The sequence below is a fragment of the Streptomyces sp. NPDC002671 genome (assembly GCF_053592475.1).
On record NZ_JBSFVU010000022.1, the window covers coordinates 137,992 to 163,288 of the forward strand.

The following is a 25,297-nucleotide window of genomic DNA, read 5'->3' on the forward strand; positions in this document are numbered from 1 at the left end:
CCCGCGCAGGAAAAGGTGGTTACGCGCCTTCCTTGAGCACCCGCGAGATCAGCTTGCGCTGCTCGTCGGTCAGCCGCGGGTCCGCGCAGTACACCGTGTGCCCGTCCACGGTGATCTCGTAGTTGAAGCCGTCTGGTACTCCCACGGGCGGCGTGCCCCGGCCGTCGGCGACCGCCTGCCCGGCCAGGGCCTGCCACTCGTCCGCATCGGCGCGCCCCGAGGTGTCCACCTCGGCAAACCGCTCGATGCCCGCGAAACCACCCGTGCGCCTCACCTGAATCTGCATGGGTCCATGTCTAGTACGGAACTACGCCGACGGCACCCCGACCTGCTCCCACGCCTTCTGCACGGCCTGCAGCTCGTCCCCGGCGCCGTACCGCTCCCGGGCCGCCTTCACCGTCAGCGCGGCGAAGGCCGCGAAGTCCGCGCCCGATCCCAGCTCGCCGCCGGTGAGGACGTCGTACCAGATCTGCCCGGCCCTCTCCCAGGCTTGCCCGGCGAGGGCCGTGGCGGTCAGGTAGAAGGCGTGGTTCGGGATGCCGGAGTTGATGTGCACGCCGCCGTTGTCGCGGCTGGTGTGGACATAGCCGTCCATCGTCGCGGGCTGCGGGTCCTTGCCGAGGTTGGGGTCGTCGTACGCCGTGCCCGGGGCCTTCATCGAGCGCAGCGCGGTGCCGTGGACGGCCGGGGCGAGCAGGCCCTCGCCGATCAGCCAGTCGGCCTGGTCGGCGGTCTGGCCGAGCGAGTACTGCTTGATCAGGGAGCCGAAGACGTCGGAGACCGACTCGTTGAGGGCGCCGGACTGGCCGTAGTACTCCAGGTTCGCGGTGTACTGCGTGACCCCGTGGGTGAGTTCGTGTCCGATGACGTCGACGGAGGTGGTGAAGTCGACGAAGATCTCGCCGTCGCCGTCCCCGAAGACCATCTGCCGGCCGTCCCAGAAGGCGTTGTCGTAGTTCTCGCCGTAGTGCACGCTCGCGTTCAGCGGCAGTCCGCTGCCGTCGATGGAGTCGCGCCGGTAGGCCTTCAGGTACAGCTCGAAGGTGGCGCCCAGGCCCGCGTAGGCGCGGTTGACGGAGCCGTCCTGGACCGGGTCGTGGCCCTCCGCGCGGACCTTCTTGCCCGGCAGGGTGGTCCGGTGCTGGGCGTCGTAGATCGTGCGGTTCGGGCTGCTGGTGTCGGGCGCCGAGGCGGCGAGGGTGGCCGCGGTGCGGACCGCGGTCACGCGGCGGCGGGTGCGCTGTGCGGAGTCGTGCTCCAGGGTCTGGAGCGCGCGCTGGGCGAGGGAGACGTCGTCGTGCCGCGCGAGGTGGTCGAGGATGTGCGGCGGGACGATCGTGCAGAAGACGGGCTCGAAGCCCCCGTTGGTCGTCATGCCCGGAACCCTTGCACTGAGTGATGTCGCTGTCACTACTAGCGACCTTGATTGGTGAAATACGCGGACATTCGTCATCACTCTGTGTCGCGGAGTGGTAGGGGACGGCGACCGGCGAGTGGCGTGGCGCACTCTTTGTCCTGTTTTCCGACCCGGTTCCGCATACTGATACAGGCCCGCGCACCCGGCGCGGCTCGGCTAGGCTGCGCAGCATCATGCGTTTCGGGCTGCTTCTTCTTAGCTGCCGCGGCGAGGGCCTGTAGTCAAAGGCCGACTCCCTCCCCGCGGAGCTCTGGCGTTGCGTCGTCGGCCGTCCACCGGACCCGCGGACCCGCGGTCTTCTCGAGGAGCCCACGCAATCATGGCGAACCGCCAGCAGCCCAGTTCCATGCCGATCCACAAGTACGGCCGCTACGAGCAGGTCGACATCCCGGACCGCGCCTGGCCGGAACAGCGCACCACCGTCGCCCCCCGCTGGCTCTCCACCGACCTGCGTGACGGCAACCAGTCCCTGATCGACCCGATGTCGCCCGAGCGCAAGCGCCGGATGTTCGACCAGCTGGTCAAGATGGGCTACAAGGAGATCGAGGTCGGCTTCCCCGCCTCCGGCCAGACCGACTTCGACTTCGTGCGCTCGATCATCGAGGAAGAGGGCGCGATCCCCGAGGACGTGACCATCTCCGTGCTGACCCAGGCCCGCGAGGACCTGATCGAGCGGACCGTGGAGTCCCTGAAGGGCGCCCGCCGGGCCACCGTCCACCTGTACAACGCCACCGCCCCGGTCTTCCGCCGGGTCGTCTTCCGCGGCTCCAAGGACGACATCAAGCAGATCGCCGTCGACGGCACCCGCCTGGTGATGGAGTACGCCGAGAAGCTGCTGGGCCCCGAGACCGATTTCGGCTACCAGTACAGCCCGGAGATCTTCACCGACACCGAGCTGGACTTCGCGCTGGAGGTCTGCGAGGCGGTCATGGACGTCTACCAGCCGGGCCCGGGCCGCGAGATCATCCTCAACCTGCCCGCCACCGTGGAGCGTTCGACCCCGTCCACGCACGCGGACCGCTTCGAGTGGATGCACCGCAACCTCTCCCGCCGCGAGTACGTCTGCCTGTCCGTCCACCCGCACAACGACCGCGGTACGGCCGTGGCCGCGGCCGAGCTGGCCGTGATGGCCGGCGCCGACCGCGTCGAGGGCTGCCTGTTCGGGCAGGGCGAGCGCACCGGCAACGTCGACCTGGTCACCCTGGGCATGAACCTGTTCTCCCAGGGCGTCGACCCGCAGATCGACTTCTCCGACATCGACGAGATCCGCCGTACGTGGGAGTACTGCAACCAGATGGAGGTCCACCCGCGCCACCCGTACGTGGGCGACCTGGTCTACACGTCCTTCTCCGGCTCCCACCAGGACGCCATCAAGAAGGGCTTCGACGCCATGGAGGCCGAGGCCAAGGCCAAGGGCGTCACCGTCGACGACATCGAGTGGGCGGTCCCGTACCTGCCGATCGACCCGAAGGACGTCGGCCGCTCCTACGAGGCCGTCATCCGCGTCAACTCGCAGTCCGGCAAGGGCGGTATCTCCTACGTCCTGAAGAACGACCACAAGCTGGACCTGCCGCGCCGCATGCAGATCGAGTTCTCGAAGCTCATCCAGGCGAAGACGGACGCCGAGGGCGGCGAGATCACGCCGAAGGAGATCTGGGCGGTCTTCCAGGACGAGTACCTGCCGAACCCGGACAACCCCTGGGGCCGTATCCAGGTGAAGACCGGCCAGTCGACCACCGACACGGACGGCGTCGACACGCTGACCGTCGAGGCCACCGTCGACGGTGAGGACACCGTCCTGTCCGGCTCCGGCAACGGTCCGATCTCGGCGTTCTTCGACGCCCTGGAGTCCATCGGCCTGGACGTACGCCTGCTGGACTACCAGGAGCACACGATGAGCGAGGGCGCCTCCGCGCAGGCCGCCTCGTACATCGAATGCGCGATCGACGGCAAGGTCCTGTGGGGGATCGGCATCGACGCGAACACGACGCGTGCGTCGCTGAAGGCGGTCGTCTCCGCGGTGAACCGCGCGGCCCGCTGACGGCGGTGACCCGCTCCTGACCGGGCATTTCGGGGCCCCGGCCGCTGCTTGCGGCGGCCGGGACCCGTTCGCTGCTCGTCGCTTCTCGGCCAGCGTGGCCAGCAGGTCACGGAAAGGTCTCTTACGGGGTACTGACTGAACCTCCGTGGTGTGGCTAACATCACGCAAGCGCTGCGATGTTGCCGCGCGGTTACGGAGGTGCGACGTGCTGCCAGTACGGGGACGAGAAGACCGCGCCGCCAGGGCTGTGCGCATCCTGGGCATCCGCACCGCGTGGACACCGGTCGGGGACGGCGAGTTCTTCTGCCCCGGCTGCGGCGGGGACCGCAACTACCAGCGGCTCACCGGCCGCCGCCGCGTCACCCTCTTCGGGATGCCCGTGCTGCCGCGCGGGACGACCGGACCGGTCGTGGAGTGCGCGGCCTGCCGCCACCACTTCGGCACCGACGTCCTCGACCACCCCACCACCCGCCGCTTCGCCGCGATGCTCCGCGACGCCGTGCACACCGTCGCCCTCGCCGTGCTCGCCGCGGGCGGCACCTGCTCCCGTACGGCCCTGGAGACCGCCGCCGGAGCGGTCCGCGCGGCCGGCTTCGACGGGTGCACCGAGGACCAGCTGGCCGCCCTGGTCGAGGCCGTGGCCGCCGACACCGGCCGGGTCCTCGGCGGGCCCTGCGGGTCCAGCCTCGCCATAGAGCTGCACGAGGCCCTCGACCCGCTCGCCCCGCACCTGGCCACCCCGGGACGCGAGTCCCTGCTCCTCCAGGCCGCCCGGATCGCGCTGGCCGACGGGCCCTACACGCCCGCCGAACGCGAAGTCCTCACCACCATCGGCGCGGCGCTCACCATCTGCTCCGACGACGTCAGCCGGCTGCTGGCCGCGGCCCGGACTCCGTCCTGACCGGGGGTCCTCGGCGATCGGGTGCCGTCAGCGCCGGATGAGACCGAGGTCGCTGGCGGCGGCGACGGCGGCGGTGCGTGAGTCGACGCCGAGCTTGGCGTAGACGCGGGCCAGATGGGACTTGACGGTGCCTTCGGTGAGGTGGAGCCGCCGGGCGACGGCCTGGTTGGACAGACCCTCGGCGACCAGGGCGAGGACCTCGGTCTCCCGCCGGGTCAGTGAGGTGCCGGGAGCGCGCAGCCGGTTCATGAGCCGGTCCGCGACCGCGGGCGCCAGTGCCGTGCGCCCGGTGGCCGCCGTGCGCACGGCGGCGGCCAGCTCCTCCGGAGGGGCGTCCTTGAGGAGATAGCCGGTGGCGCCGGCTTCGATGGCCGGGAGGGTGTCGGCGTCGGAGTCGTAGGTGGTGACGATCACGACCCGGGGGGCGCCCGGCCGGGCGGTGATCGCGGCGGTGGCCTCGGCGCCGCCCATCCCCTTGCCGAACTGCAGGTCCATCAGCACGACGTCGATGCCGCCCGCGGCGGCGCGGGCGACGGCGTCCTCGGCGGTGGCGGCCTCGGCCACCACGACGAGCCCCGGTTCGGTCTCCAGGACGGCCCGCAGCCCGGCCCGCACCACGGGGTGGTCGTCGGCGAGAAGGAGGCGGACGGGGTTGTCGGTCACGGGCGGGCCTCGGTCTCGGCGGGCGGGGTCGGCGGGGTCCGGCTCCCGGCGGGCGGGGCCGGCGAGGCCTGGCCCTCTGCGGGCCGGGTTTCGTCTCGCGGGGTCTGGGTTTCTGTGGACGGGGGCGCCGTCTTGGTGGGCGGGGTCGGCAGGGTCCGGCTCTCCGCGGGCCGGGTTTCGTCTCGCGGTGTCCCGGTCTCGGCGAGCGGCTTCTCGGTCCCTGCGGGCCGGGTGGCGGTGCCGGTGGGCCGGGTCACCGTCCGGACGGGCAGGATCCCGGTCTTGTCCGGCGGGGTCTCGGCCAAGGCGGGCGCGGTCCCGGATTCGGCGGCCGGCGTGAGCGGGAGCCGGGCGGTCAGGGCGGTGCCGTGGCCGGGGGCGGACTCGATGGTCAGCGTGCCGCCGAGGGCCCGGATGCGGGCGTGCATGGCGGCCAGGCCGAAGCCGCCCGTCTCGGGGTCCGGCGCGGGCAGACGGCCGGGGTCGAACCCGACGCCGTCGTCGACGACGGCGAGGGTGACCTGGTCGCGGAGGTGGCCGAGCGTGACCTCCACGGCGCCGGCCCGCGCGTGGTGGACGGTGTTGGCCAGTGCGGACTGGGCGATGCGCAGCAGGGCGACCTCGTGGGCGGTCGGCAGGGGAACCGGCTCACCGCTGAGACGGAAGCGGACGGTGAGCCGGTGCCGGGTGCCCGTGGTGGCACACAGGCGCTCCAGCGCGTCCACCAGGGTGCTGCCTTCCAGGGCGGGCGGGGAGAGGGCGGCGACGAAGCGGCGAGCCTCGGCGAGGTTGTCGACCGCGGCCTGGCGGGCCTGGCCGACGTAGCGCGCGGCGTTCTCCGGGGCGGCGGGCAGGGTCCGTTCGGCGGCGCGCAGCAGCAGCTGGATGCTGGACAGACCCTGGGCGAGCGTGTCGTGGATCTCGCGGGCCAGGCGCTCGCGTTCGGCCAGCACACCCGCGGTGTGCTGGGCCTCGGCCAGGTCCGCGCGGGTGGCGGTGAGTTCCTCGATCAGGCGCCGACGCCGTTCGCTCTCCCGGTACAGCGCCTGGTACCCCCACACCACCGCGACCGCGACGGCGGCTCCGAGCGCCGGGCCGATCGCCATCGCCGCGCTGAAGGAGCCCTGATGGGCGGCGTAGGCCGTGATCGCCGCGAGCGCGGTCGAGGCCACGGCGGCCAGTCCGGCCCGGCGCGGCAGCAGATGGAGCTGGAGGAAGTACAGCGGGAAGGCGACCCACACCCCGTCGGCAGACAGCGCCAGCAGCACCAGCCACACCGCGCCGACGGCGGCCAGCCACCAGGCGGCGGCCCGCCGGTCGCCGCGGATCCGGGGCACGAGCGGGCCTGCCGCGTACACGAGCCCGCACACCGCGGCCACGGCGACGGCCGGCGCGGAATGCGGCCCGGGGCCGGTCAACGCCCGTACGGCGGCCAGCGCGAGGAGGCCGACGACCAGCAGGTGCAGGCACCAGGACAGAGTCCGGGTGGTCGGGGTCAGGGCGGGAGCGGCGGTGTTCACAGTGCTTCCAGGGTAAGGAAGCGATCCGCGCCCCGGCCTCTGCCGAAAGTTGCAATCCGGGCGCCGCCGTTCGGTCCGCGAAGTGCTCTCCGCCGCCAGATGCCCGGGCGGGGTGCGGGCGGCGACGGTGGGGGCACACCGCATCCACCACCGCAGAGAGCAGCCGAAGCCGTGTTTGTCGCCTGGAGAGATCTGAGGTTCGCCAAGGGCCGGTTCGCCCTGATGGGAACCGTCATCACACTGATCACCCTGCTGGTCGGGCTGCTGTCCGGACTGACCGCCGGTCTGGGCCGGCAGAACATCTCCGCGATCACCGGCCTGCCCGTCGACAGGATCGCCTTCGCCGCGCCCGGCGGGCAGCAGAGCCTGTCGTACTCCAACTCCACCGTGACCGCCAGGCAGTGGGAACAGTGGGCCAGGGTGCCCGGGGTCACCCGCGCCGAACCGCTCGGGATCGCCACCACCAAGGCCACCGCGGGCGCCCGGTCCACCGCGGTCTCCGCCTTCGGCGTCCAGCCCGGGTCCCGCCTGGCCCCCGACGGCGGCACGATCCACGGGCGTACGGCGGTGCTGTCCACCACGGCCGCCGAGGACCTGGGCGTCAAGCCGGGCGACACCTTCACCCTGGCCGGTCGGAAGCTGACGGTGGCAGCCGTACAGGGGGACGCCTCCTTCAGTCACACCCCCGTGATCTGGACCAGCCTCACCGCCTGGCGGCAGGCGGCACCGCCCAGTGGGACCGGCGACGGTCCGACCGCGACCGTGATCGCCCTGGACACCACCGCCGGCGCCGATGTCACGGCCGCCGACCGGAGCATCGGCACGAAGACCGTCACCAAGGCCGACTCGCTGTCCGCGATCGGCTCCTACACCTCCGAGAACGGCTCCCTCCAGCTGATGCGCGGCTTCCTGTTCGCCATCTCCGCCCTCGTCGTCGGCGCCTTCTTCACCGTCTGGACCATCCAGCGCGGCGCTGACATCGCCGTCCTCAAGGCGCTCGGCGCCTCCACCGCGCACCTGCTCAGGGACGCCCTCGGCCAGGCCGCCGTCCTGCTCGCCGCCGGCACCCTCCTCGGCACCGGCATCGCCGCCGCTCTCGGCGCCACCGTCGTGTCGGACGTGGTGCCGTTCCTCCTCACCCCCACCACCGTCCTCGTCCCCGCCGCCGTGATGATCCTGCTCGGCACGCTCGGGGCCGCCCTGTCCGTCCGCCGCATCACCTCCGTGGACCCGCTGACCGCTCTGGGGAGCGCCCGATGAGCCTGCACCTGTCCGACATCACCCTCACCTACCCCGACGGCGAAGGCCGCCTGACCGCCCTCGACCAGGTCACCCTGGAGGTGCCCAAGGGCACGCTGACCGCCGTGGTCGGCCCCTCCGGCTCCGGCAAGTCCAGCCTCCTCGCCGTCGCCGCCACCCTCGTCACCCCCGACGCCGGCACCGTCACCGTCGACGGCGTCACCACGACCGGCATGAGCCGCGGGGAACTGACCGATCTACGCCGCCACAAGATCGGCATCGTCTTCCAGCAGCCCCATCTGCTTGCCTCCCTCACCGCGGCTGAGCAGCTCCAGCTGATGGCCTCGATCGACGGGCGCTCACCGGCCAAGGCCCGAGGCCGGGCCCTGGAACTGCTCGACGCCGTGGGCCTCGCCGCCCAGGCCGGACGGCGTCCCCACCAGCTCTCCGGCGGCCAGCGCCAGCGGGTCGGCATCGCCCGGGCCCTGATGAACGACCCCACCCTTCTCCTGGTCGACGAACCCACCAGCGCCCTCGACCACGAACGCGGTGCCGCCGTCGTCGACCTGATCACCCGCCTCACCCACGAGCGAGCCACCGCCACCGTGCTGGTCACCCACGACCGCACCCATCTGACCGCGGTCGACCGGATCGCCGAAGTCCATGACGGACGCCTCCGCCTCTCCGCGACGGCCCGCTGACCGGCCCCGGGAAGCGGGCCGCAGTACCGGCTCGGGCGTGGGCTGCGCGCCGGGGCGGGTGGTTGCGGAGAACATGAGCGGATGACCCCGCTCAGCCGTGCTCTCCTCACCGGCCTCGCGCTGCTCACCCCGCTCGCCTCACTCACGGCCGGCCATCCGGTCCACGCGACCGGCGGCTGCACCGCCTCGGTGCCGTACGTGTCGGGCGCGGCCGGCTACACCGCCTACCGCATCCCCGCCGCCGTCGTCACCCGGCGCGGCACGGTCCTCGCCTTCGCCGAGGGCCGGCGCGACGGCTGGGGCGACAGCGGTGACATCGACGTCGTCCTGCGGCGCTCCACCGACGGCGGCTGCACCTGGGGCCCGCTCGGGGTGGTGGCCGCGGGGAAGGGGGACACCCGGGGCAACCCGTCGCCCGTCGTCGACCCGCGCACCGGCGACGTCGTCCTCGTCACCTCGTACAACGGCGGAACCGTCACGGAGGCGCAGATCATGCGCGGCGAGGTCGGTCCCGGGCAGAGCCGCCGGGTGTTCGTGCAGCGCAGCGGGGACGACGGCCGCCGCTTCACGCCCCCGAAGGAGATCACGGCCGAGGTGAAGCGCCCCGGCTGGCGCTGGTACGCCACCGGCCCCGGCCACGCCGTCGCCCTGACCCGGGGCCCGCATTCCCCCAGAGGGGGGACCCCCAGCCGCCTCCTGGTCCCCGCCGACCACTCCACCGCCCCGCCCCCGGGCTCCGCGGACTCCGGCCACGAGCCCGGACACCACGGCGGCCACGCCCTCTACAGCGACGACGGCGGCCACACCTGGCGGCTCGGCTACGTGACCGACACCCACGACGGCGTGACCAACGTCAACGAGACCAGCGCCGCCCAACTCCCAGACGGCCGCCTGTACTTCAATGCCCGCGACCAGAAGGGCACGGCCCGCGGCAACCGCCTGGACACCTACAGCAGCGACGGCGGCACGACCCTCGACCGGCCCTACGCCGTCCAGCCCACGCTGAACGACGTCCCGGTGGTCGAGGGCAGCGTGCTGCAACTGCGGGGCCCCGTGACCCCGCTGCTGTTCTCGGCCCCCTCCGTGCCGACGGCGCGCCGCGCCATGGCCCTGTGGTCCAGCTCGGACGCGGGCCACACCTTCACCAGGCTGCTCACCGTCTCGGGCCGGCGGGCCGCTTACTCCGACCTGGTCCAGCTGGGCCCCACCACGGTCGGGCTCCTTTACGAGACGGGGACGGCGGGACCGTACGAGACGATCGCGTTCCGCCGCATGCGCCTGTCCCGGACCTGATCACCATGCCAGGCGCATGCGCAGCCGCGGTTCTCCCGGGCCGAAGTAGTCCTCCTGGGGGAGGCCCCAGGGCGCGAAACCCAGGTGGCGGTAGAGCGTCACGGCGGATTCGTTGGCTGGGTCCACGGTGAGCAGGACCTCGCTCGCGCCCTCCTTGCGCAGCTGCTGGAGCATCTCGGTCATGAGCGCGCGGCCCACGCCGTTGCGGCGCAGCTCGTGGCCGACGATGAGGCTCAGTATCCAGCTGCGGGCGCGGTGCGGCGGGGTGGCGAGTACATAGCCCCGCAGCCCGTCGCCGCCGTCCACGACGAGCAGATGGTCCCCGAGGGCGTCGTGGAACTGACGCAGGGCGAAGTACGGATACGGCCCCTCCGGGAACGCCTCCTGATCGAGGCGCAGCACCTCGGGCAGGTCGGACTCCACGATCTTTCTGATCCGCTGGTCCCCGGGAAGAGGAATCATTCCGTCCCCCATGCATATTGATGTGACGGTATGCATTTGATCGCTCAACCCGCGATCGGCGCGGCTCCGCCCATCGTGATCCACTGATTCTGGCCGTTCAAGGAGAGATTCGGGCCAATTGTGGTTAAGTGTGTCGGGCGGCCGAAAGTGTACGTTCGCGTGGCGTAATTCAATGATCATCTGCGGTGAATCTTGCGTGGCGCGGGTTCACTGTGCGACTGCTCTGCTACCCTGCGTTAATGACCTCGGGATCGCCGATCGGCGCGGAGAAGCTGAACGATGATGTCGCCTGGGAGGATTTCGATCCCCAGGAGTACATCAAGCACAATTACCTCGTCCTGCATCCCGATGACGAGGCGATCATCGGCATCGTTCGCGATCATTTCAGCGGCCATTTCGGCGCTTCCGGTGGTGTGGCTTCCGGTATCGACGTCGGAGCAGGACCCAACCTCTACCCCGCCCTCAGCATGCTCCCCTGGTGCGACAAGATCACGCTCCTGGAGCGCTCGCCGGCGAACGTGGCGTACCTCAACGGGCAGCGCGATTCCTACGCGCCTCAGTGGGACAAGTTCTGGGGCGTCCTGTGCCGGGACGAGGCCTACGGCCGGCGCTGCGGGGACCCCCGGGCATGCTTCGCGCAGAGGGTCCGCCCCCGGCCTGGCAACCTCTTCGACCTCTCCGCGAGTGACGAGCGCTGGGCGATGGGCAGCATGTTCTTCGTCGCCGAGTCGATCACCACCTCGCTGGAGGAGTTCCGGCGCGGCATCGGCTGCTTCATGAACGCCCTGGAGCCCGAGGCTCCGTTCGCCGCCGCCTTCATGGAGCACTCCCGGGGCTACTGGGTGGGGGAGAGTCATTTCCCCGCGCTCGACATCGACGAGCAGGAAGTCCGGGACACTCTCGGTAAATACGCGTCGAAAATCGAGATCCATCGTCTCGGCAAGCCCGGGGGCCTGCTGCGCGAGGGGTACACGGGAATGATCGTCGCCTGCGGCCACCGGGGCGTCTGAGAAATGCTCATACCAATTCGCCGTCCGGGTGACATACCTGTGTGAGGGGCATGGGGATGCAGATCAAACCCAGACAGAATCTTCTGTCCATTTGGCAGTCGATCGCTCGTCACTTGTATCCGGACGGCGTATGGGACTGGGGGGAATGGGGTGGCCTCAGCAGTGTGGCCGACGCCGAACGGCTGCTGTGCCTGCTGTATCCCGCGACCGAGGTTCCCGCGTTCAGGCTGGACGCGCCCGACACCACACAGCCGGACGTCGAGAAATCCCTGAAGGCTGTCGGCGACGCCACGGAGATCCCGGAGAGCCTGGTCCGGGCGCTCACCGAGTTCATGGAGAAACACCGGTCCGGCGACACCCCCACCTTCTCCGGCGGGCACTATTTCACCGCCGAGGACCCCGATCAGGAACTGACCAAAGAACAGCGGGCCCTCGGCGTCGTCGACTCCTTCAGCCTGTCCGTCACCCTGTGCCTGGCCACCCTCGGATTCCTCAAGGTCTACCAGACCAAGACCGAGCGGTCCGGCACGCTCCAGCTCATCGAGAGACTGCGCAGCGCGACCAGCGACCGCCTCACCGCGGCCATGGTCAGCCTGCTGAGATCCTTCACCGTCGACGTCTACGAGGTCGAGTCACCGCAGGGCCAGGCGCTGTGCCGGCTCATCGGCCAGGGCCGCACACCGGACCGGATGGTCCTCCAGCAGTTCCAGGAACGCTTCCGGGCGCTGCGCGCCGTCATCCGCGAGAGCGTCGTCCTCGGCGTCGACGTGGAGGAGCAACTCGGCAACGAGAACCGGCTCTTCGAATGCGGCTGGGCCTGGAGCCTGGTCAAGGGCGCACCCCAGGTGGAGACCGCCGAGACGATCGGCGACCAGCCCGACGGCGTGGCCCGCGGCGTGCCGTACCTGTACTTCACCGTGGTCGCCCTCGACGGCATCCAGGACCTGTTCTCCGACCGCACCCTCGTCCTCGGCCTGCTCAACCCCGAGCAGCAGAAGCTCGCCGACGCGCTGCGCCTGCGCTGGACCATCACCCAGCAGTACTGGTCGGGCATCGCGCGTTTCGACGACGACAGATGGCCGCTGGAGGACATCCCCTGGCGGACCACGGGCCAGCAACTGGAATCGGAGTACTTCTCCCTCTCCGTAGCCTCCATCCTCGTCCACGACCTGGTACGGCGCCGCGCCACCGACGACGACCTCACCCGCACCGTCGGCGTCATGCAACGCCTCGCCGAACGCGGCCGGATCACCTCCAGCACCACCCGCCAGGACCCGGCGGTCCTGCTGCACAACCCGGGCGTCGCGCTGCCCCTCCAGTCCGACGACCCCCTCGGCCCGCCCATGCGGTGGACGATGACCGACTTCTCGGCCCAACTGCTCAAGCGGGTGATCCAGTTGTGCGCCCTGTCCCGGAACATCGCCGCGCACGACCGGCTGCTCCGGCTCGCCGAACAGACCCTCGACCACCTGTGGGCACGGCGCATCCCCGACGGCGAGGGCGTCGGCCTGTGGGACAACGTGCACGCGGCCTACCCGGACTCACCGGCCCGCCCGGGATCGCTGTCCTGGAGCATCACCGAACGCGTCACCGAGTGCATGGTCGCCGCCCAGCAGCTCTACACCCAGGCACCGATCCGCAGCCCCGAACCGGCGGCGCTGGCCCGTTCCCTGCTCAGCGAGGCGACCCACCTCCTCGGCACCGAGCAGATGGAACAGCCCGCCCCCATCGCCAAGAGCCAGGAGGGCGCGGAACTCAAGGGCATCGAGGCCGACCTGCGCCGCGCCCGCGCACTGCTCGACACCCAGCCCGGTACGTCCTGCGCGCTCGCCCTGAGCGTGCTCGGCAGGCTCGACGCCCTGGCCCGCGCCAGGGCCGCCGGGCGCCAGGGAGTGTGAGCCGTGCTCGTCTTCGCCGCCTCCGACAAGGGAGGCACCGGCCGTTCGGTCACCAGCGCCAACCTCGCCTACCGCCGTGCCCTCGACGGCGACGACGTCTGCTACCTGGACTTCGACTTCGGCTCACCCACCGCCACCGCGGTCTTCGACACCCCGAACGTCAAGGCGGAGGCCGACAACCGGGGCCTGCACTCCTACCTGAAGGGCAAGACCGGCGAACCGCTGCGCGTCGACGTGTGGAGCCGCACCGAGCACCCCGTCCTCAGCGACCGCCCCAGCGGCTCCGGACGCCTGGTCCTGCTGCCCGGCGACCGTGGCGGCGGGGAGTTCGTCACCGACGAGGAGAACCTGCACCGCTGCGTCGACCTCTTCCTGCGGCTGCACCGCGAGTTCGACCTGATCGTGGTGGACCTGAGCGCCGGACGCAGCTACGCCATGGACCTGGCACTGGCCGCCACCGCCCGCGACGAACTGCGCCGCATCCCCGCCCGCTGGCTCCTCTACCACCGCTGGACCCGGCAGCACGTCATGGCCGCCGCCGAACTGGTCTTCGGCCGGCAGGGCATCGTGTCCCACGGCATGGCCATGGGGCACGACCGGACGGCACTTCTCGGCGCCGTCCGCTTCGTCCGGGCCGCCGTGCCCGATCTGGAGTCACCGCAGTGGGCGCAGATGCCCGCGGCCCAGTACGCCTGGATGCGCCAGTGCACCAAGAAGCTGGAGGAACTGGCGGCCACCCTGGACATCGGCAAGTCCCGCGTCCTGGGATCGGTCCCCCTGGAACCCGTGCTCCAGATGCGCGAACAGCTCATCACCGACGACGACGTGCTCGACAGCAAGATCGCCAACTTCAAGACCCGGCAGGCGCTGGTGGAACTGGCGGAGCGGCTGACCGACGACAAGTACTGGGGGCAACTGTGACGGAAGCCGCCGCCTTCCGGGAGACCAGCGCCGACCCGGTCACCGCGTCCCTCCCCTTCTCCCATCTCTCCCTGGAACTGGGCCACCTGTACATGGAGGACTTCGCCGAGGGCGCCGAACGGCTGGTGCGCCACTTCACCGCCGTACGCCCCTGGGCCGAGACCGCCCGCGCCTGGACCGCCGCTCTGCCGACCGGCAACCGGCCCCGGATCAGCACCTGCTTCCTGATCGACGACTACTTCAGCCGGCTGTCCACCCCCGCCGAACTGTTACCGACCCTGCTGGGAGCGGCCGAGCGGGCCGGGCTGACCATCGACTACCTGGCCCGCGAGTCGGGTTGCGCCCTGACCGACCCCGCCCGCCCGGACCGGCCCGGCCTCGCCGACTCCGTGATGCACCGGTTGGTGGAGTCCCCGCCGCCCGGCAGCACCGGCTTCCGTCCGCCGGTCAGCCGCACCGGATGGCTCACCAACGGCAGACGCGCACCGACCCGGCGCACCTCCGCGGCGCTGGACGCCGACGGCGCCTGGCAGCCCCCCAGCGAGACGGGGGCCCGCGGCCACTCCGTCTTCGTCGACGTCGAGCTGTGGGACGACGCCGGCGAACACCGCACCTGGTCCTGCGCGTTCCTCGCCGCCGTCTGGCAACTGGCCCGCCTCGGACTGCTGCGCGACGACGGCCGGCCCGTGATGACCCCCACCCCGTGGGAGCAGGAGGCCTTCCCCGACGACTGGGACGCACTGCCGCCCCTGCTGCGGCTCAATCCCTCCGCGCCGTCCTTCACCGCCTACTACACGTGCAGCGTGCTGCCCACCCGGTTCCTGCCCGTGGAGCACGCCGTGCGGGTCGTGCTGGAACAGGTGCACGTCGACGCGCGCGCTGTCGGCCAGGTCGTCGAGCGCGCCGAGCGGGAAGCGCTCACGGTGCCGGAGGACGTCGCGGCGCGCACCTCCTACCTCTTCCCGCCGGGGCTGTGACATGGGAGCCCAGGCGCGGTCGGCGGGGCCGGCCCTGATGTGCGGCGAGGTCCGCACCTGCCTGCTGCCCACCCGCGACGCCGTCGGCGCCCGCGCCGCGCAACGGCTGCTGCAACTGCGCCCCGACGAACGAGTCCGCCTCTCCCGGCGCCCCAACCTGCACGCGCTCTCCCCGGACGTCCTCACCGGCGTGGACTGCCGGCTGCCCACCGCGAGCGGCGCCAAGGTCCGCGCGATCGGCACGGTGACGGCCCGCGCCGCCCTCACCGAGGGCCGGGTGCTCCAGGCCACGGCGTACTTCTCCGCTCCGGCCACCGGACCCGACCGGCGCCGCCCGTGGGGGTACTACCTGGTCCGCCCCGGCGTGCTGGTCCCCGTGGGCCGCCTGCCGCGCGAGGCGGTCGCCCAAGGCTTCCTGGACGACCCCCACGCCCCGGAGCTGCTCGACATCGGCTCCATCGCCGAGGGTCTGCTGGCCCGGATCTCCCGGCAGCACCGGCTGCTCGACCACAACCCCCCGCTGCGGACCTCCGGCACCCGGCTGCGCTGGGCCGCCCTGCCCGCACCCGCCGGGACGCCGGCCCACCTCGTGAGCTTCACCGTCGACGACGAGGACAGCCTGCGCACCGCCGAACTGCGCGTACCCGAGGACAGCACGCCCGACGCAGTCGCCGGACTCTGCGAGGACCTGGCCCTGCACGACTGGCTGCTCACGACCGTCGGACACAAGCTCGACGGCCTGCCGCTCGCAACGGCGGACGGGGGCGCCGCCCTGAAGGTGCTGCGCCCCCTCGTCGAACATCTGCTGCACGTCTGGATGCCCAGGGCCCGCGTCGACCCGGCGCTCGCACCGCTGTGGCAGACGCTGGAGCAGCGCCCCGGCTTCACCCGCCAGTGGCAGAACCTGGTGCAGCGCGTCCGCGACCAGATGGCCCTGAGAGCGTTGCTGCCCCGCAGCGACGAGGCGCTGGCGGCCCGCTGACCGAACAACCCTCACCCATACGGTCCCGACGGGGGGAGAAAGCGAGATGACCGGAACGATCACACCGCGCGGCCACACCGCGTACGACGACAGAGATGACCGCGGCAGGGAGGATGTCGCGTGGAAGCTGATACAGAAGCTGCTCGTCACAGCGCTGGCGGGCGGCGTGGTGTACGTGCTGAGCACGGTACTGGCCCCGACGGCCGACGACATGTGGCAGCTGGTCCTGTCGGTGCTGTGCGGCGGCGCGGTGCTGATCGTCCAGTTCATGGTGACCTTCGCGCACCAGCTGGGCGATCTGAAGAGCTCCGTCGAGAAACGCTTCGTCGACATCGGGCGGGCCACCAAGCTCTTCAACGAGGTGGAGAAGCTCCGCGACGACGGCGTGCCCCGGCTCGCCGAGAGCGCCACACACGTGGTCTCCATCGGCCCGCAGATCCTGCATGACTTCGCACGCGAGGAGATCAACCGGCTCGCCCTCCAGATGGACGACCTGACCAACCTCAGCGCCGAATGCCCCGGGGAGAACCACGACTGGCTGCTGGGCCTGACCAAGTGCGCCAGGAAGAGCATCGACGCCATCAGCACCTCCGTCGACCAGAACTTCTGGAGCACCGAACCGGCCGGCCGCTATCTGGAGGCCCAGCGCAAAGCGATCGACGAGCGAGGTGTGAAGGTCAGGCGCCTGTTCATCGTCAGGAATCCTGCGGACATCCCCCAGCTGGCGGACATCTGCAAGGAGCAGCGGGACGTGCGCATCGAGGTGCGGGTGGTGGCCCTGTCCCAGCTCCCGCTGTACGTCCAGCGCGGCAAGATGATCGACTTCATCGTCTTCGACGGGGCGCTGTCCTACGAGATCGGCGTCGACCAGCTGAGCGTGAACTCCTGGACGACGGTGAACGCCCGCGAGGACGACGTACAGCAGCGGATCAGGCGCTTCGGCGAGCTGTGGAACGCCAGCCCGAGCGGCAGCCCCAACGGCGTGCCGGACAGCGCCCGGACGCTGCGCGGCGGCCCTGAGCCGACCGGCACCTGAACCGAAGGTCCCGAACCGCGTCCGCCGTACCTCGACCCGAACCCGCACGCGGGGGGTCCGGGGCGAGCGGCGGGCGCAGTGGCGACCAGGGCCTGGCGGGTCACAGCAGCCCGGCCGCCGCGAGGAACTTGCCGACCTTCTCGACCTCCTCGCCGGACAGCGGGACCTGCGGCTCGGCCGTCACCGGGCAGTCGATGATCCCGCGCATGTGCAGCGCCGCCTTGAACGCGCCCAGCGCCGAGGAGCTGCCGCCCATCCGCGCCGGATCCCCGACGCCGACCAGCCCGAACAGCGCGCACAGCCGCTCCTGTTCGGCCCGCGCCCCCGCCCAGTCACCCGCCCGGCTCAGCCGGTAGAGGCGGACGTAGCCGTGCGGGTCGACGTTGGCCAGGCCCGGCACCGCCCCGTCGGCGCCCAGCGCCAGCGCGGCGTCCGCGACCACCTCGGAGCCGGTCAGGACACTGAACCCGGCGAGCGCGCGAGCCCCGGCGACCAGCCCCCGGAAGGCGCCCAGGTCCCCGCTGGAGTCCTTGATCCCCGCCAGCACCCGGTCGGCCGCCAGCCCCAGCACCACGTCGGTGGGGAGCTTGCTGTGCACGGCGGCCGGGATGTCGTAGGCGATGACCGGGACCGGGCTGGCGGCGGCGATCCGGCGGTAGTGGTGGACGATCTCGGAGGGGTGGGTGCGGGCGTAGAAGGGGGCGGTGACGACGACGGCCTGCGCGCCCGCCTTCGTCACGGCGCGGACGTGGTCGAGGACGCGCGGGGTGGTCATGTCGATGACCCCGGCCAGCACCGGCAGCTGCCGGCCCACATGGCCCACGACGGTCTCCACGACCCGCTTGCGCTGCCGGTCCGTCAGAAAGGCTGCCTCCGAGGTCGAGCCCAGCAGGAACAGCCCGTGCACCCCGCCCTCCAGCAGATGGTCGACGAGCCTGAGCAGCGAGGGCACGTCCACCTCGCGGTCCGGTGTCAGGGGCGTGCAGACGGGCGGTACGACACCGGTGAGCGGGGCGGGGAAGGTCATTCAGGACTCCTGGCGGCTAGATCTCGGGTCGACTGGTCCTCCCTCACAGGATGGTGACAGCGGTAGCGGTGTCCGGGCCGTGACGCGGCCGAGAAGCCGGGCATCGCGTCGGCGCACAACTCGTCTGCCTTCCAGCAGCGGGTGCGGAAGGGGCAGCCGCTCGGGGGGCGGGTCGCCGAGGGCACCGGGCCGGTCAGCGGGATCGGGTCGATGGGGTCCAGCAGGCCGGGCGTGGCCGAGAACAGGGCGCGGGTGTACGGGTGCCGGGCGCCGTCGGTCACCCGGTCGGCCGGGGTCTCCTCCACGATCCGGCCCAAGTACATGGTGATCACGCGGTCACTCATCCGCCGTACCGTCTGGATGTCGTGCGAGACGAACACCAGCGCGAGACCGAGGCGTTCCTTCAGGTCGAGCAGCAGGTTGAGGATCTGCGCGCGGACCGACACGTCCAGGGCGCTGGTCGGCTCGTCGGCGACGACGAGCCCGGGGTCCAGGGCGAGCGCGCGGGCGATGGCGACCCGCTGCTGCTGCCCGCCGGAGAGCTGCCCCGGGAGGGCGTCGGCGAGGGCCCGGGGGAGCCCGACCAGCCCCATCAACTCCCTCACCCGTTCCTCCCGTTCGGCCTTGGTGCCGCGCCGGTGGACGTCCAGCGGGTCGCGCAGGACGCGGCGTACGGTCAGCCGGCGGTTCAGGGCGGTGGCGGGGTCCTGGAAGATCATGCCGGTGCCCGCGCCGACCGTGGCCCGGCGTTCGGCGGGCGGCATGGCCCACAGGTCGCGCCCGTGGAAGGACACCGACCCGGAGGTCGGCCGCTGGATGCCCACCAGCACCTGCGCCAGCGTCGACTTCCCGCACCCCGACTCGCCGACCACACCGACCGTCTCACCGGGGGCGACCGAGAGCCCGGCGCCGGTCAGCGCGTACACCCGGTCCCGCGTGAACAGGCCGCCGCTGCGGGCCTTGTGGACGACATGGGCGTCCCGGACTTCCACGACAGCGGTCACTGGAGGGCCTCCTCGCTCTCCGTGGAGGTCAGCTCGATGGCCGGATGGTGGCAGGCGGCGGTGTGCGTGGGGGTGCCCGAGAGGACGGGGACGGTCGTGTGGCAGACCTCGGTCGAGACCGGGCAGCGGTCGGCGAACCGGCAGCCCGCCGGGAAGTCGGCCGGGGACGGTACGACCCCCTTGATCTGCGTCATCCGTTCCTCGGCCGACTCCAGCGAGAGCACGCTGCCGAGCAGACCGCGCGTGTAGTGGTGGGCCGGTGCCTCGACCAGGTCGGCGGTCACCCCGGTCTCCACGATCTGCCCGCCGTACATCACCGCCACCCGGTCGGTGACATCGGCGATCAGCGCCAGGTCGTGCGAGACCAGGATCAGCGAGAACCCCAGTTCCTCGCGCAGCCGCAGCAGCAGCTCCATGACCTGCGCCTGCACGGTGACGTCCAGGGCGGTCGTCGGCTCGTCGGCGACGATCAGCCGCGGGTCCCGGGACAGGGCCATGGCGATGAGGACGCGCTGGCGCTGGCCGCCGGAGAGTTCGTGCGGATAGCTGCGCAGGGTGCGCTCCGGGTCGAGGCCGACCAGCGACAGCAGCTCCTGCGGGCTGCGGCGGCCACCGCGCCGGACGAGCTGCTTCAGCTGGGCGCGGATGGTCATCGCCGGGTTCAGCGAGGACAGGGCGTCCTGGTAGACCATCGCCATCTCGTGCCCGAGCAGCCGCCGCCGCACCCGCATGGGCTCGGCGAGCAGGTCGCGCTGCTGGAACCGCACCTGGCCGCTCACCCGGGCCCCCTTCGGCTGGAGCCCCATGACGGTGAGCGCGGTCAGTGACTTGCCGCAGCCCGACTCGCCGACCAGGCCCAGCACTTCACCGGGGTGCACCTCGAAGCTGACCCCGGCCACGATGTCCACGCCCCGGTGCCGGCCCGGGAAGCCGATGGCGAGGTTCTCGACCGCGAGCACCGGCTGCCCGCCGGGCGCCGGGCGGGGCCGGGCCCGGGAGCGCAGCCGCCGGGCGGCCTCGGTCAGCCCCGGGAGCCGGACCGCCTCTCCGATACCGGGTTGCGGGGTCTCCACGCGATCCTCGGGAGCCTCCACCTCCCGGGGCGCCAGGGCGGCCCAGGCGTCCGAGACGCCCTCGGAGAGGATGTTGAGGGACAGCACGGTGATGAGGATCAGCAGCCCGGGGAAGACGGTCGCCCACCAGCCGCCGGTCAGCACCATGTTCTTGCCGTCGGCGATGACACTGCCCCAGGACGGGTCCGGGGGCCGGACCCCGGCACCGATGAAGGACAGCGAGGCCTCGAACACGATGGCCTCGGCGACCTGGACCGTACAGAACACCAGGACCGGCGCGGCACAGTTGACGGCGACATGCCGCAGCACGATGTGCGGAGTGCGCGCGCCGATCACCCGTTCCGCGGTGACGTAGTCCTCCCCGTACTGGTCGAGCACGTTGGCCCGCACCACCCGCGCCACGGGTGGGGTGAACAGGAAGGCGATCGCGCAGATCAGGACGGTGATCCCGCCACCGAAGACCGCGACCAGCACGGCGGCCAGGGCGATCCCCGGGAAGGCCATCACCACGTCCAGGCAGCGCATCAGCGTCTCGTCGACCGCCTTGCGGGAGGTGGCGGCGAGCGCGCCGAGCACCGCGCCCACGACCAGGGCGAGCGCGGTGGCGCCGAGCCCGATCGCGAGCGACCAGCGGGCGCCGTACATCAGCCGGCTGAGCAGGTCCCGGCCCAGACTGTCCTGCCCCATCCAGTGCGCGGCGGACGGGTGCCCGCTGCCGTCGACCGGATCCTGCTGGTCGAGCGGGTCGTCCGGGGCGAGCACCGGGGCGAGTACGGCGACCAGGACGACGACCGCCAGGAAGCAGACGGCGGCCTTCGACAGCGTGGGCAGCCGCCCCCAGCCCCGCAGCCGGACGCCGCCGGGCCGCGACAGCCGCTCGGTGAGGCTCGCGCGTGTACTCATCAGGCCGCCCTGAGACGTGGGTTGACGAGCAGATACAGGATGTCGATGACGAGATTGACGACGACGAACCCGGCGGCCGTGGTGAGCACGACTCCCTGCACCACCGCCGGATCCCCGTTCTTCACGGCGTCGATCATCAGCTTGCCCATGCCGGGCAGCGAGAAGATCGTCTCGATGACGACGGCACCGCCGAGGAGATAGCCGACGCGCAGCCCGAGCACGGTGAGCGGATTGACGAGCGCGTTGCGCAGCACGTTCCGCCCCACGACGACCCGTGGCGGCAGCCCGCTGCCGATCGCGGTCCGCACGTAGTCCTTGTCCAGCTCTTCCACGACAGAGGTCCGGACGATCCGGGTGAGCTGGGCGGCCACCGGCAGGGAGAGGGCGAACGCGGGCAGGGCCATGGTCTTCAGCCAGCCGGTGAAGGAGTCGGCGGGGTTGATGTACCCGCCGGTCGGGAACCAGCCCCGGTCCACCGCCAGGTACTGGATCATCAGCAGCGCCAGCCAGAACCCGGGAGCGGCGACTCCGACGAGCGAGACGACCCGGATGACCTGGTCCGGCAGCCGGTCCCGGTAGACGGCGGCCGTGACCCCGCCCGCCAGCGCCAGCACGACCGCGAGGGCGAGACCCAGGAAGGTCAGCTGGAGGGTGAGCGGCAGCGCGGTGGTGACCTGGTCGACGACCGGCGCCCGGGTCAGGGCGCTGGTGCCGAGGTCGCCGTGGAGCAGATCGCCGACGAAGTGGACGTACCGCACGGGCAACGGGTCCAGCAGCCCGTTGCGCTCCCGGAAGTCGTGCAGCTGCTGCGGGGTCGGGTTGGCTCCCTGGAAGAACGCGGACGCCGGGTCGACGTCCGAGAACCGCATCACCAGGAAGACGAACAGCACGATCCCGAGCAGCAGCGGCACGAGCAGGGCGATACGGCGCAGCAGGATCCGTACGACCGCTGTCATTCCGTCAGACCCACTTGGCCTGAAGGAGGTTGATGCCCGGGTACGGCTGTGCCCTTATGCCGGTGAGCTTGCGCGGGTCCCAGGCGGTCATCAGCTCGTTGTGTACGACGGGGTAGAGCACGGCCTGCTCGGCGACGACGTCGATGTAGTCCTGGATCATCGCGGCCTTCTTCGCCGGGTCCGGCTCCTGGGTGGCGCGGTCCATGTCCTTGAAGAGCTGCTTGGCGACGGGGTTGCCGGCCCAGCGGGTGTACTGCATCCAGACGTTCTGGGGCCCGTAGTTGTAGTGCATGATCAGGTCGGCGTCGAGCCCGAACTGGTTGGGATTGGATGCGGCGACGACGACTTGGTAGTCCTGTTTCTGGTCCATCTTGGTGAAGACGGCCGTGGTCTCCTGCGGCGAGAGGGTGGTCTCGACACCGATGGCGTCCCAGGAGGACTTGATGGTGGGCAGGCAGTCGACGATCCAACTGACGTTGTTGGACAGGATGTTGACCTTGAGCTTGCTGACCCCGGCGGCCTTGAGCAGCGCCTTCGCCTTCTCGGGGTCGTAGTCGTAGACGGTCTTGGCCCGCCGGTAGCTGGGGTTGCCCTCGTTGAGGAACGACGACGCGGGCTTGCCGTGCCCCTTCAGGGCGACCTGCACCATTTTGTCGGTGTCGATGGCGTAGTGGAGAGCCTGCCGCACCCGCACGTCGTCGAAGGGCTTGTGCTGGGTGTTGAACATCATGAAGAGGTTGTTCATGCCGGCACCGCCGGCGACCGTGAGCCCGCCCTTTTCCAGCCGCGGGATATTGGCGTAGGGGATGTTGTCGGCGATCTGCGCACCGGCGTCGCTGCCGGAGATCTTGGCCACGCGGGGAGCGGCGTCCACTATCGTCAGCCAGTTCATGCGCTTGAAGGCGGGCGGGCGGGGGCCGTTGTAGGCGGCGTAAGCCTCGAAGGTGGTGTTCGACTTCGGGTGGTGCGCGGTCTGCCGGTACGGCCCCGAGCCGATCGCCTTGCCCTTGATCGCGTCGTCCCAGGCACCGGGCTGCGAGAAGACGTGCTTCGGCATGATCTTGGCGAGCGTGAGCCGGGAAAGCCCGTCCGGGAAGGGGAACTTGAGGATGAGTTCGACGGTGCGGGAGTCGACCTTCCTGACCTCCTTCAGCCAGCCGGCGAAGAACCCCTTGGCGAGGGTCTGGGTGTTCGGGTCGAGGATCCGGTCGAAGACGAACACGACGTCGTCGGCGGTGACGGGCTTGCCGTCGTGGAAGGTCGCGCCGGAGCGCAGGGCGAACCGCCAGGTGGTGGCGTTCGCGTCGCTCGGGATCGCGGTGGCCAGGGCCGGGTACGGCGCCCGGGAGATCGGGTCGGTGTCGAGGAGCCCCTCGTAGATGTGGTTGTTGGCGGCCATGCCGAACGCGGACGCGGTCTGCGTCGGGTCCCAGCTGCCGTCGTTGCCGTAGCCGATCACCGCGGTCAGCGTGCGGTCCTTGCCGCTGCCTCCGCCGCCGGTGTCGTTCGTGGACTCCGGCCCGGAGGAACAGGCGGCCAGGGCGGGGGGCAGTGCGGCTGCGGCGCCGAGCATCCCCGTGAACTTCAGGAACGACCGGCGGCGCGGTGCCGGCACGTCGTGGGTCACGTCGGTCACGTCGTCGCGCACGGTTCCTCCAGCGAGGTCGGGAGGGGAGGGGGAGGAAGGAGGGAGGTACGACGTCCTACGTCCTACGTCTGGTCGGTAGCGCGACCATAGGAGCGGCCCCGGGGGCGGTCAAGGCGCCGCGCGCGAATGGCGTAGCCGCCAGAGGTCGAGCCAATGGCGGCGCGTGTTCAGTGAGTTGCGGCGGCATCCCGCACCAAAGGCCGTGTACTCTCCGTGACGGATCAGCTGCAATGAGCTACCAATCGTGCTGTCGTTCGGAAGGAACCGTGATGCTCAAGCGTCTCGCTGCCGCCCTCGGCGGTCTCACCCTCGCCCTCGGGGGCACCGTGGCTATGGCCCCGGCGGCCCACGCGACCCCGCAGGCCTGCTTCTACCAGGTGCTGGAGAAGCATCCCGGCGTGAATCTCGAGGTCGTCGAAAATGCCTGTGTCACCGCAGCCGAAGGCACCCCGGTGAGCATTCAGGTCTGCTACTTCGAAATGCGGGCGGTCTATGTCCCCGCGACGGAGGCCTTGGCAGCCTGCCGACTCGCGGCCGAGGGGTAACGGCAGCACTGTGAGGCATTCCACCGCGCAGAGGACCCGACGTCTCACCACTGTCCTGACCGCTGTCCTCCTGTTGGCAGGAGCGAGCAACGCCGTCGCTTACGAGACGCCGGCCGGCCGCCCGGCCCCAGGGCGGGCACGTGCTGCGGCCCTGTCCCAGCCCGTGATGGTCACTGGCGCAACCAGGGGCATGGGCCCCAGCGAGGTACAGACGGCATGGGTGCAGTGCCCCGCGGGCTACTACGCGACCGGAGGCGGCGCCAACACCAGCGGCGGTGGTGTGCCCGGCCCCTTCCTGTCCATTTCGGTCGGCACTCCCCGGTCCGACAACGCCAGCGGGGCCAGCAGCCCCACCGGCTGGTTCGTGGAGGCCCGGAACTACAGCACTACCGCCCCGGCGACCATCACGGCCTACGTGATCTGCGACCAGACCTACCACTACGTGCGGGAGGTGACCTCGGAGTCCGTACCGGCGGGGCAGGTCGGTTATGCGAGGGCGGAGTGCCCGTCCAGCACCACGGCCAGCGGCGGCGGCTACTTCCTGTCCGGCGACCGCGCCCAGTTCTTGGCGACCGACTCGATCACGAACGGGAGTGACTGGGCGGCCGAGGGAATCAACTACGCTTCTGAACCCGGCATCATGTCGGCGCAGGTGATCTGCTCGACCGCGACGAACATCATGCGTCTGGGCCAGCTCGACAAGCCGTCGGGGCACGCGGACGGCTCCTCGGGTGCGTACTGCAAGCCGGGCGAGACTCCCGTGGGCGGAGGCCAGTACGTTGGCGACCAGGTCAGTCTCTTCGCCTCGTACCCCTCGTCCTTCGGCTGGGATACCCGGGCCTACAACGGCAGTGACATCCCGCAGCACATCCTCGCAGAGGTCATCTGCCGCCCCACGGGCTGAGGCCCTTGAAGACCGCCCTTCAGGAAGCCTGGCGCTCGGATCGTTCTTCACCCTGTGAGGTGGCTGGCACTGAGGGGTGAGGGTGGGCCGGTGCTGGATTGGTTGCCGTTGGGCCACTCGCTTCTCGGTAGAGTCGTGCTTCCGTGAGGCGAGTCAAGGGCGCTCCCGTTGCGCTG

22 protein-coding genes and 1 pseudogene are annotated in these 25,297 nt (G+C 71.1%); 13 read left to right on the top strand and 10 right to left on the bottom strand.

Annotated features, from left to right (window positions below; genetic code table 11):
- Positions 1–19: 19 nt before the first annotated feature.
- Together ACWD35_RS30430 and ACWD35_RS30435 are read right to left on the bottom strand one after the other, a co-directional pair.
- Entirely contained in the window at positions 20–286 is a 267-nt protein-coding gene (locus tag ACWD35_RS30430; protein ID WP_451354525.1) for a protealysin inhibitor emfourin, read from the bottom strand.
- Positions 287–307: 21 nt separating this feature from the next.
- Positions 308–1,375: a M4 family metallopeptidase gene (locus ACWD35_RS30435; RefSeq protein WP_451354526.1), complete on the bottom strand. Its 1,068-nt coding sequence runs from the start codon at positions 1,373–1,375 to the stop codon at positions 308–310.
- A gap of 361 nt (positions 1,376–1,736) precedes the next feature.
- Here ACWD35_RS30435 and leuA point away from each other — a divergent pair, with 361 nt between their 5' ends.
- The gene (gene leuA / locus ACWD35_RS30440) at positions 1,737–3,458 is read left to right on the top strand and encodes a 2-isopropylmalate synthase (protein ID WP_451354527.1); all 1,722 of its coding nucleotides are present in this window, start codon (positions 1,737–1,739) and stop codon (positions 3,456–3,458) included.
- A 205-nt stretch (positions 3,459–3,663) separates the two neighbouring features.
- Complete coding sequence (locus ACWD35_RS30445) at positions 3,664–4,359, top strand: TerB family tellurite resistance protein (protein ID WP_451354528.1); 696 nt, start codon at positions 3,664–3,666, stop codon at positions 4,357–4,359.
- 27 nt (positions 4,360–4,386) lie between these two features.
- On the opposite strand, the gene ACWD35_RS30450 is transcribed toward ACWD35_RS30445, so the two are convergent.
- Together ACWD35_RS30450 and ACWD35_RS30455 are read right to left on the bottom strand one after the other, a co-directional pair.
- Positions 4,387–5,022 carry a response regulator gene (locus ACWD35_RS30450; protein ID WP_451354529.1) on the bottom strand — a complete coding sequence of 212 codons (636 nt, stop codon included), beginning with the start codon at positions 5,020–5,022 and terminating at the stop codon, positions 4,387–4,389.
- Positions 5,023–5,342: 320 nt separating this feature from the next.
- A pseudogene (locus ACWD35_RS30455) lies at positions 5,343–6,542 on the bottom strand (sensor histidine kinase); the annotation flags it as partial.
- A 171-nt stretch (positions 6,543–6,713) separates the two neighbouring features.
- Here ACWD35_RS30455 and ACWD35_RS30460 point away from each other — a divergent pair.
- The 3 genes from ACWD35_RS30460 (at position 6,714) to ACWD35_RS30470 (ending at position 9,775) form a co-directional block, all read left to right on the top strand.
- Positions 6,714–7,802 carry an ABC transporter permease gene (locus ACWD35_RS30460; RefSeq protein ID WP_451354530.1) on the top strand — a complete coding sequence of 363 codons (1,089 nt, stop codon included), beginning with the start codon at positions 6,714–6,716 and terminating at the stop codon, positions 7,800–7,802.
- Positions 7,799–8,482 carry an ABC transporter ATP-binding protein gene (locus ACWD35_RS30465; RefSeq protein ID WP_451354531.1) on the top strand — a complete coding sequence of 228 codons (684 nt, stop codon included), beginning with the start codon at positions 7,799–7,801 and terminating at the stop codon, positions 8,480–8,482. The genes ACWD35_RS30460 and ACWD35_RS30465 overlap by 4 nt, the downstream gene beginning before the upstream one ends.
- 81 nt (positions 8,483–8,563) lie before the next feature.
- The gene (locus tag ACWD35_RS30470; RefSeq protein WP_451354532.1) at positions 8,564–9,775 is read left to right on the top strand and encodes a sialidase family protein; all 1,212 of its coding nucleotides are present in this window, start codon (positions 8,564–8,566) and stop codon (positions 9,773–9,775) included.
- Here the strand turns inward: ACWD35_RS30470 and ACWD35_RS30475 are convergent, their stop codons facing one another.
- Positions 9,776–10,237, bottom strand: a complete 462-nt coding sequence (locus tag ACWD35_RS30475; RefSeq protein WP_451354533.1) for an N-acetyltransferase family protein — start codon at positions 10,235–10,237, stop codon at positions 9,776–9,778.
- A gap of 239 nt (positions 10,238–10,476) precedes the next feature.
- Between ACWD35_RS30475 and ACWD35_RS30480 the strand changes: the two genes are divergently transcribed.
- Genes ACWD35_RS30480 through ACWD35_RS30505 form a run of 6 tightly spaced genes read left to right on the top strand, consistent with a single transcriptional unit; the run spans position 10,477 to position 17,061 of the window.
- Positions 10,477–11,247 (top strand): SCO2525 family SAM-dependent methyltransferase, encoded by a 771-nt coding sequence (locus tag ACWD35_RS30480; protein ID WP_451354534.1) that lies wholly within the window; start codon positions 10,477–10,479, stop codon positions 11,245–11,247.
- Between the two features lie 56 nt (positions 11,248–11,303).
- A complete protein-coding gene (locus ACWD35_RS30485) occupies positions 11,304–13,145 on the top strand; it encodes an SCO2524 family protein (RefSeq protein WP_451354535.1) in 1,842 nt (613 codons plus the stop codon).
- Positions 13,146–13,148: 3 nt separating this feature from the next.
- Positions 13,149–14,066 (top strand): SCO2523 family variant P-loop protein, encoded by a 918-nt coding sequence (locus ACWD35_RS30490; RefSeq protein ID WP_451354536.1) that lies wholly within the window; start codon positions 13,149–13,151, stop codon positions 14,064–14,066.
- Positions 14,063–15,043, top strand: coding sequence for an SCO2522 family protein (locus tag ACWD35_RS30495; protein ID WP_451354537.1), 981 nt, complete (start codon positions 14,063–14,065; stop codon positions 15,041–15,043). Before ACWD35_RS30490 ends, ACWD35_RS30495 begins: the two co-directional genes overlap by 4 nt.
- Position 15,044: 1 nt before the next feature.
- Positions 15,045–16,025 (top strand): SCO2521 family protein, encoded by a 981-nt coding sequence (locus ACWD35_RS30500; RefSeq protein ID WP_451354538.1) that lies wholly within the window; start codon positions 15,045–15,047, stop codon positions 16,023–16,025.
- 46 nt (positions 16,026–16,071) lie between these two features.
- Complete coding sequence (locus ACWD35_RS30505) at positions 16,072–17,061, top strand: hypothetical protein (RefSeq protein ID WP_451354539.1); 990 nt, start codon at positions 16,072–16,074, stop codon at positions 17,059–17,061.
- 100 nt (positions 17,062–17,161) lie between these two features.
- On the opposite strand, the gene ACWD35_RS30510 is transcribed toward ACWD35_RS30505, so the two are convergent.
- Genes ACWD35_RS30510 through ACWD35_RS30530 form a run of 5 tightly spaced genes read right to left on the bottom strand, consistent with a single transcriptional unit; the run spans position 17,162 to position 23,660 of the window.
- Positions 17,162–18,088, bottom strand: coding sequence for a dihydrodipicolinate synthase family protein (locus ACWD35_RS30510; RefSeq protein ID WP_451354540.1), 927 nt, complete (start codon positions 18,086–18,088; stop codon positions 17,162–17,164).
- Complete coding sequence (locus tag ACWD35_RS30515; protein WP_451354541.1) at positions 18,085–19,092, bottom strand: oligopeptide/dipeptide ABC transporter ATP-binding protein; 1,008 nt, start codon at positions 19,090–19,092, stop codon at positions 18,085–18,087. Before ACWD35_RS30515 ends, ACWD35_RS30510 begins: the two co-directional genes overlap by 4 nt.
- The gene (locus tag ACWD35_RS30520) at positions 19,089–21,068 is read right to left on the bottom strand and encodes a dipeptide/oligopeptide/nickel ABC transporter permease/ATP-binding protein (protein WP_451354542.1); all 1,980 of its coding nucleotides are present in this window, start codon (positions 21,066–21,068) and stop codon (positions 19,089–19,091) included. Before ACWD35_RS30520 ends, ACWD35_RS30515 begins: the two co-directional genes overlap by 4 nt.
- A complete protein-coding gene (locus tag ACWD35_RS30525) occupies positions 21,068–22,024 on the bottom strand; it encodes an ABC transporter permease (protein WP_451354543.1) in 957 nt (318 codons plus the stop codon). Before ACWD35_RS30525 ends, ACWD35_RS30520 begins: the two co-directional genes overlap by 1 nt.
- 4 nt (positions 22,025–22,028) lie before the next feature.
- Positions 22,029–23,660, bottom strand: coding sequence for an ABC transporter substrate-binding protein (locus ACWD35_RS30530; protein WP_451354557.1), 1,632 nt, complete (start codon positions 23,658–23,660; stop codon positions 22,029–22,031).
- 281 nt (positions 23,661–23,941) lie between these two features.
- Between ACWD35_RS30530 and ACWD35_RS30535 the strand changes: the two genes are divergently transcribed.
- Both ACWD35_RS30535 and ACWD35_RS30540 read left to right on the top strand, forming a co-directional pair.
- Positions 23,942–24,217 (top strand): hypothetical protein, encoded by a 276-nt coding sequence (locus tag ACWD35_RS30535; protein ID WP_451354544.1) that lies wholly within the window; start codon positions 23,942–23,944, stop codon positions 24,215–24,217.
- Between the two features lie 166 nt (positions 24,218–24,383).
- Positions 24,384–25,121 (top strand): hypothetical protein, encoded by a 738-nt coding sequence (locus ACWD35_RS30540; protein ID WP_451354545.1) that lies wholly within the window; start codon positions 24,384–24,386, stop codon positions 25,119–25,121.
- Positions 25,122–25,297 lie beyond the last annotated feature (176 nt).

Excerpts from the sequence above, each read along its gene's own strand:
- ACWD35_RS30505 (WP_451354539.1), top strand. The coding sequence starts at position 16,072 with ATGACCGGAACGATCACACCGCGCGGCCACACCGCGTACGACGACAGA.
- ACWD35_RS30435 (WP_451354526.1), bottom strand. The coding sequence starts at position 1,375 with ATGACGACCAACGGGGGCTTCGAGCCCGTCTTCTGCACGATCGTCCCG.
- ACWD35_RS30480 (WP_451354534.1), top strand. The coding sequence starts at position 10,477 with ATGACCTCGGGATCGCCGATCGGCGCGGAGAAGCTGAACGATGATGTC.
- ACWD35_RS30540 (WP_451354545.1), top strand. The coding sequence starts at position 24,384 with ATGGTCACTGGCGCAACCAGGGGCATGGGCCCCAGCGAGGTACAGACG.
- ACWD35_RS30500 (WP_451354538.1), top strand. The coding sequence starts at position 15,045 with ATGGGAGCCCAGGCGCGGTCGGCGGGGCCGGCCCTGATGTGCGGCGAG.
- ACWD35_RS30510 (WP_451354540.1), bottom strand. The coding sequence starts at position 18,088 with ATGACCTTCCCCGCCCCGCTCACCGGTGTCGTACCGCCCGTCTGCACG.
- ACWD35_RS30520 (WP_451354542.1), bottom strand. The coding sequence starts at position 21,068 with ATGAGTACACGCGCGAGCCTCACCGAGCGGCTGTCGCGGCCCGGCGGC.
- ACWD35_RS30470 (WP_451354532.1), top strand. The coding sequence starts at position 8,564 with ATGACCCCGCTCAGCCGTGCTCTCCTCACCGGCCTCGCGCTGCTCACC.
- ACWD35_RS30475 (WP_451354533.1), bottom strand. The coding sequence starts at position 10,237 with ATGATTCCTCTTCCCGGGGACCAGCGGATCAGAAAGATCGTGGAGTCC.
- ACWD35_RS30525 (WP_451354543.1), bottom strand. The coding sequence starts at position 22,024 with ATGACAGCGGTCGTACGGATCCTGCTGCGCCGTATCGCCCTGCTCGTG.
- leuA (WP_451354527.1), top strand. The coding sequence starts at position 1,737 with ATGGCGAACCGCCAGCAGCCCAGTTCCATGCCGATCCACAAGTACGGC.
- ACWD35_RS30465 (WP_451354531.1), top strand. The coding sequence starts at position 7,799 with ATGAGCCTGCACCTGTCCGACATCACCCTCACCTACCCCGACGGCGAA.
- ACWD35_RS30485 (WP_451354535.1), top strand. The coding sequence starts at position 11,304 with ATGCAGATCAAACCCAGACAGAATCTTCTGTCCATTTGGCAGTCGATC.
- ACWD35_RS30430 (WP_451354525.1), bottom strand. The coding sequence starts at position 286 with ATGCAGATTCAGGTGAGGCGCACGGGTGGTTTCGCGGGCATCGAGCGG.
- ACWD35_RS30535 (WP_451354544.1), top strand. The coding sequence starts at position 23,942 with ATGCTCAAGCGTCTCGCTGCCGCCCTCGGCGGTCTCACCCTCGCCCTC.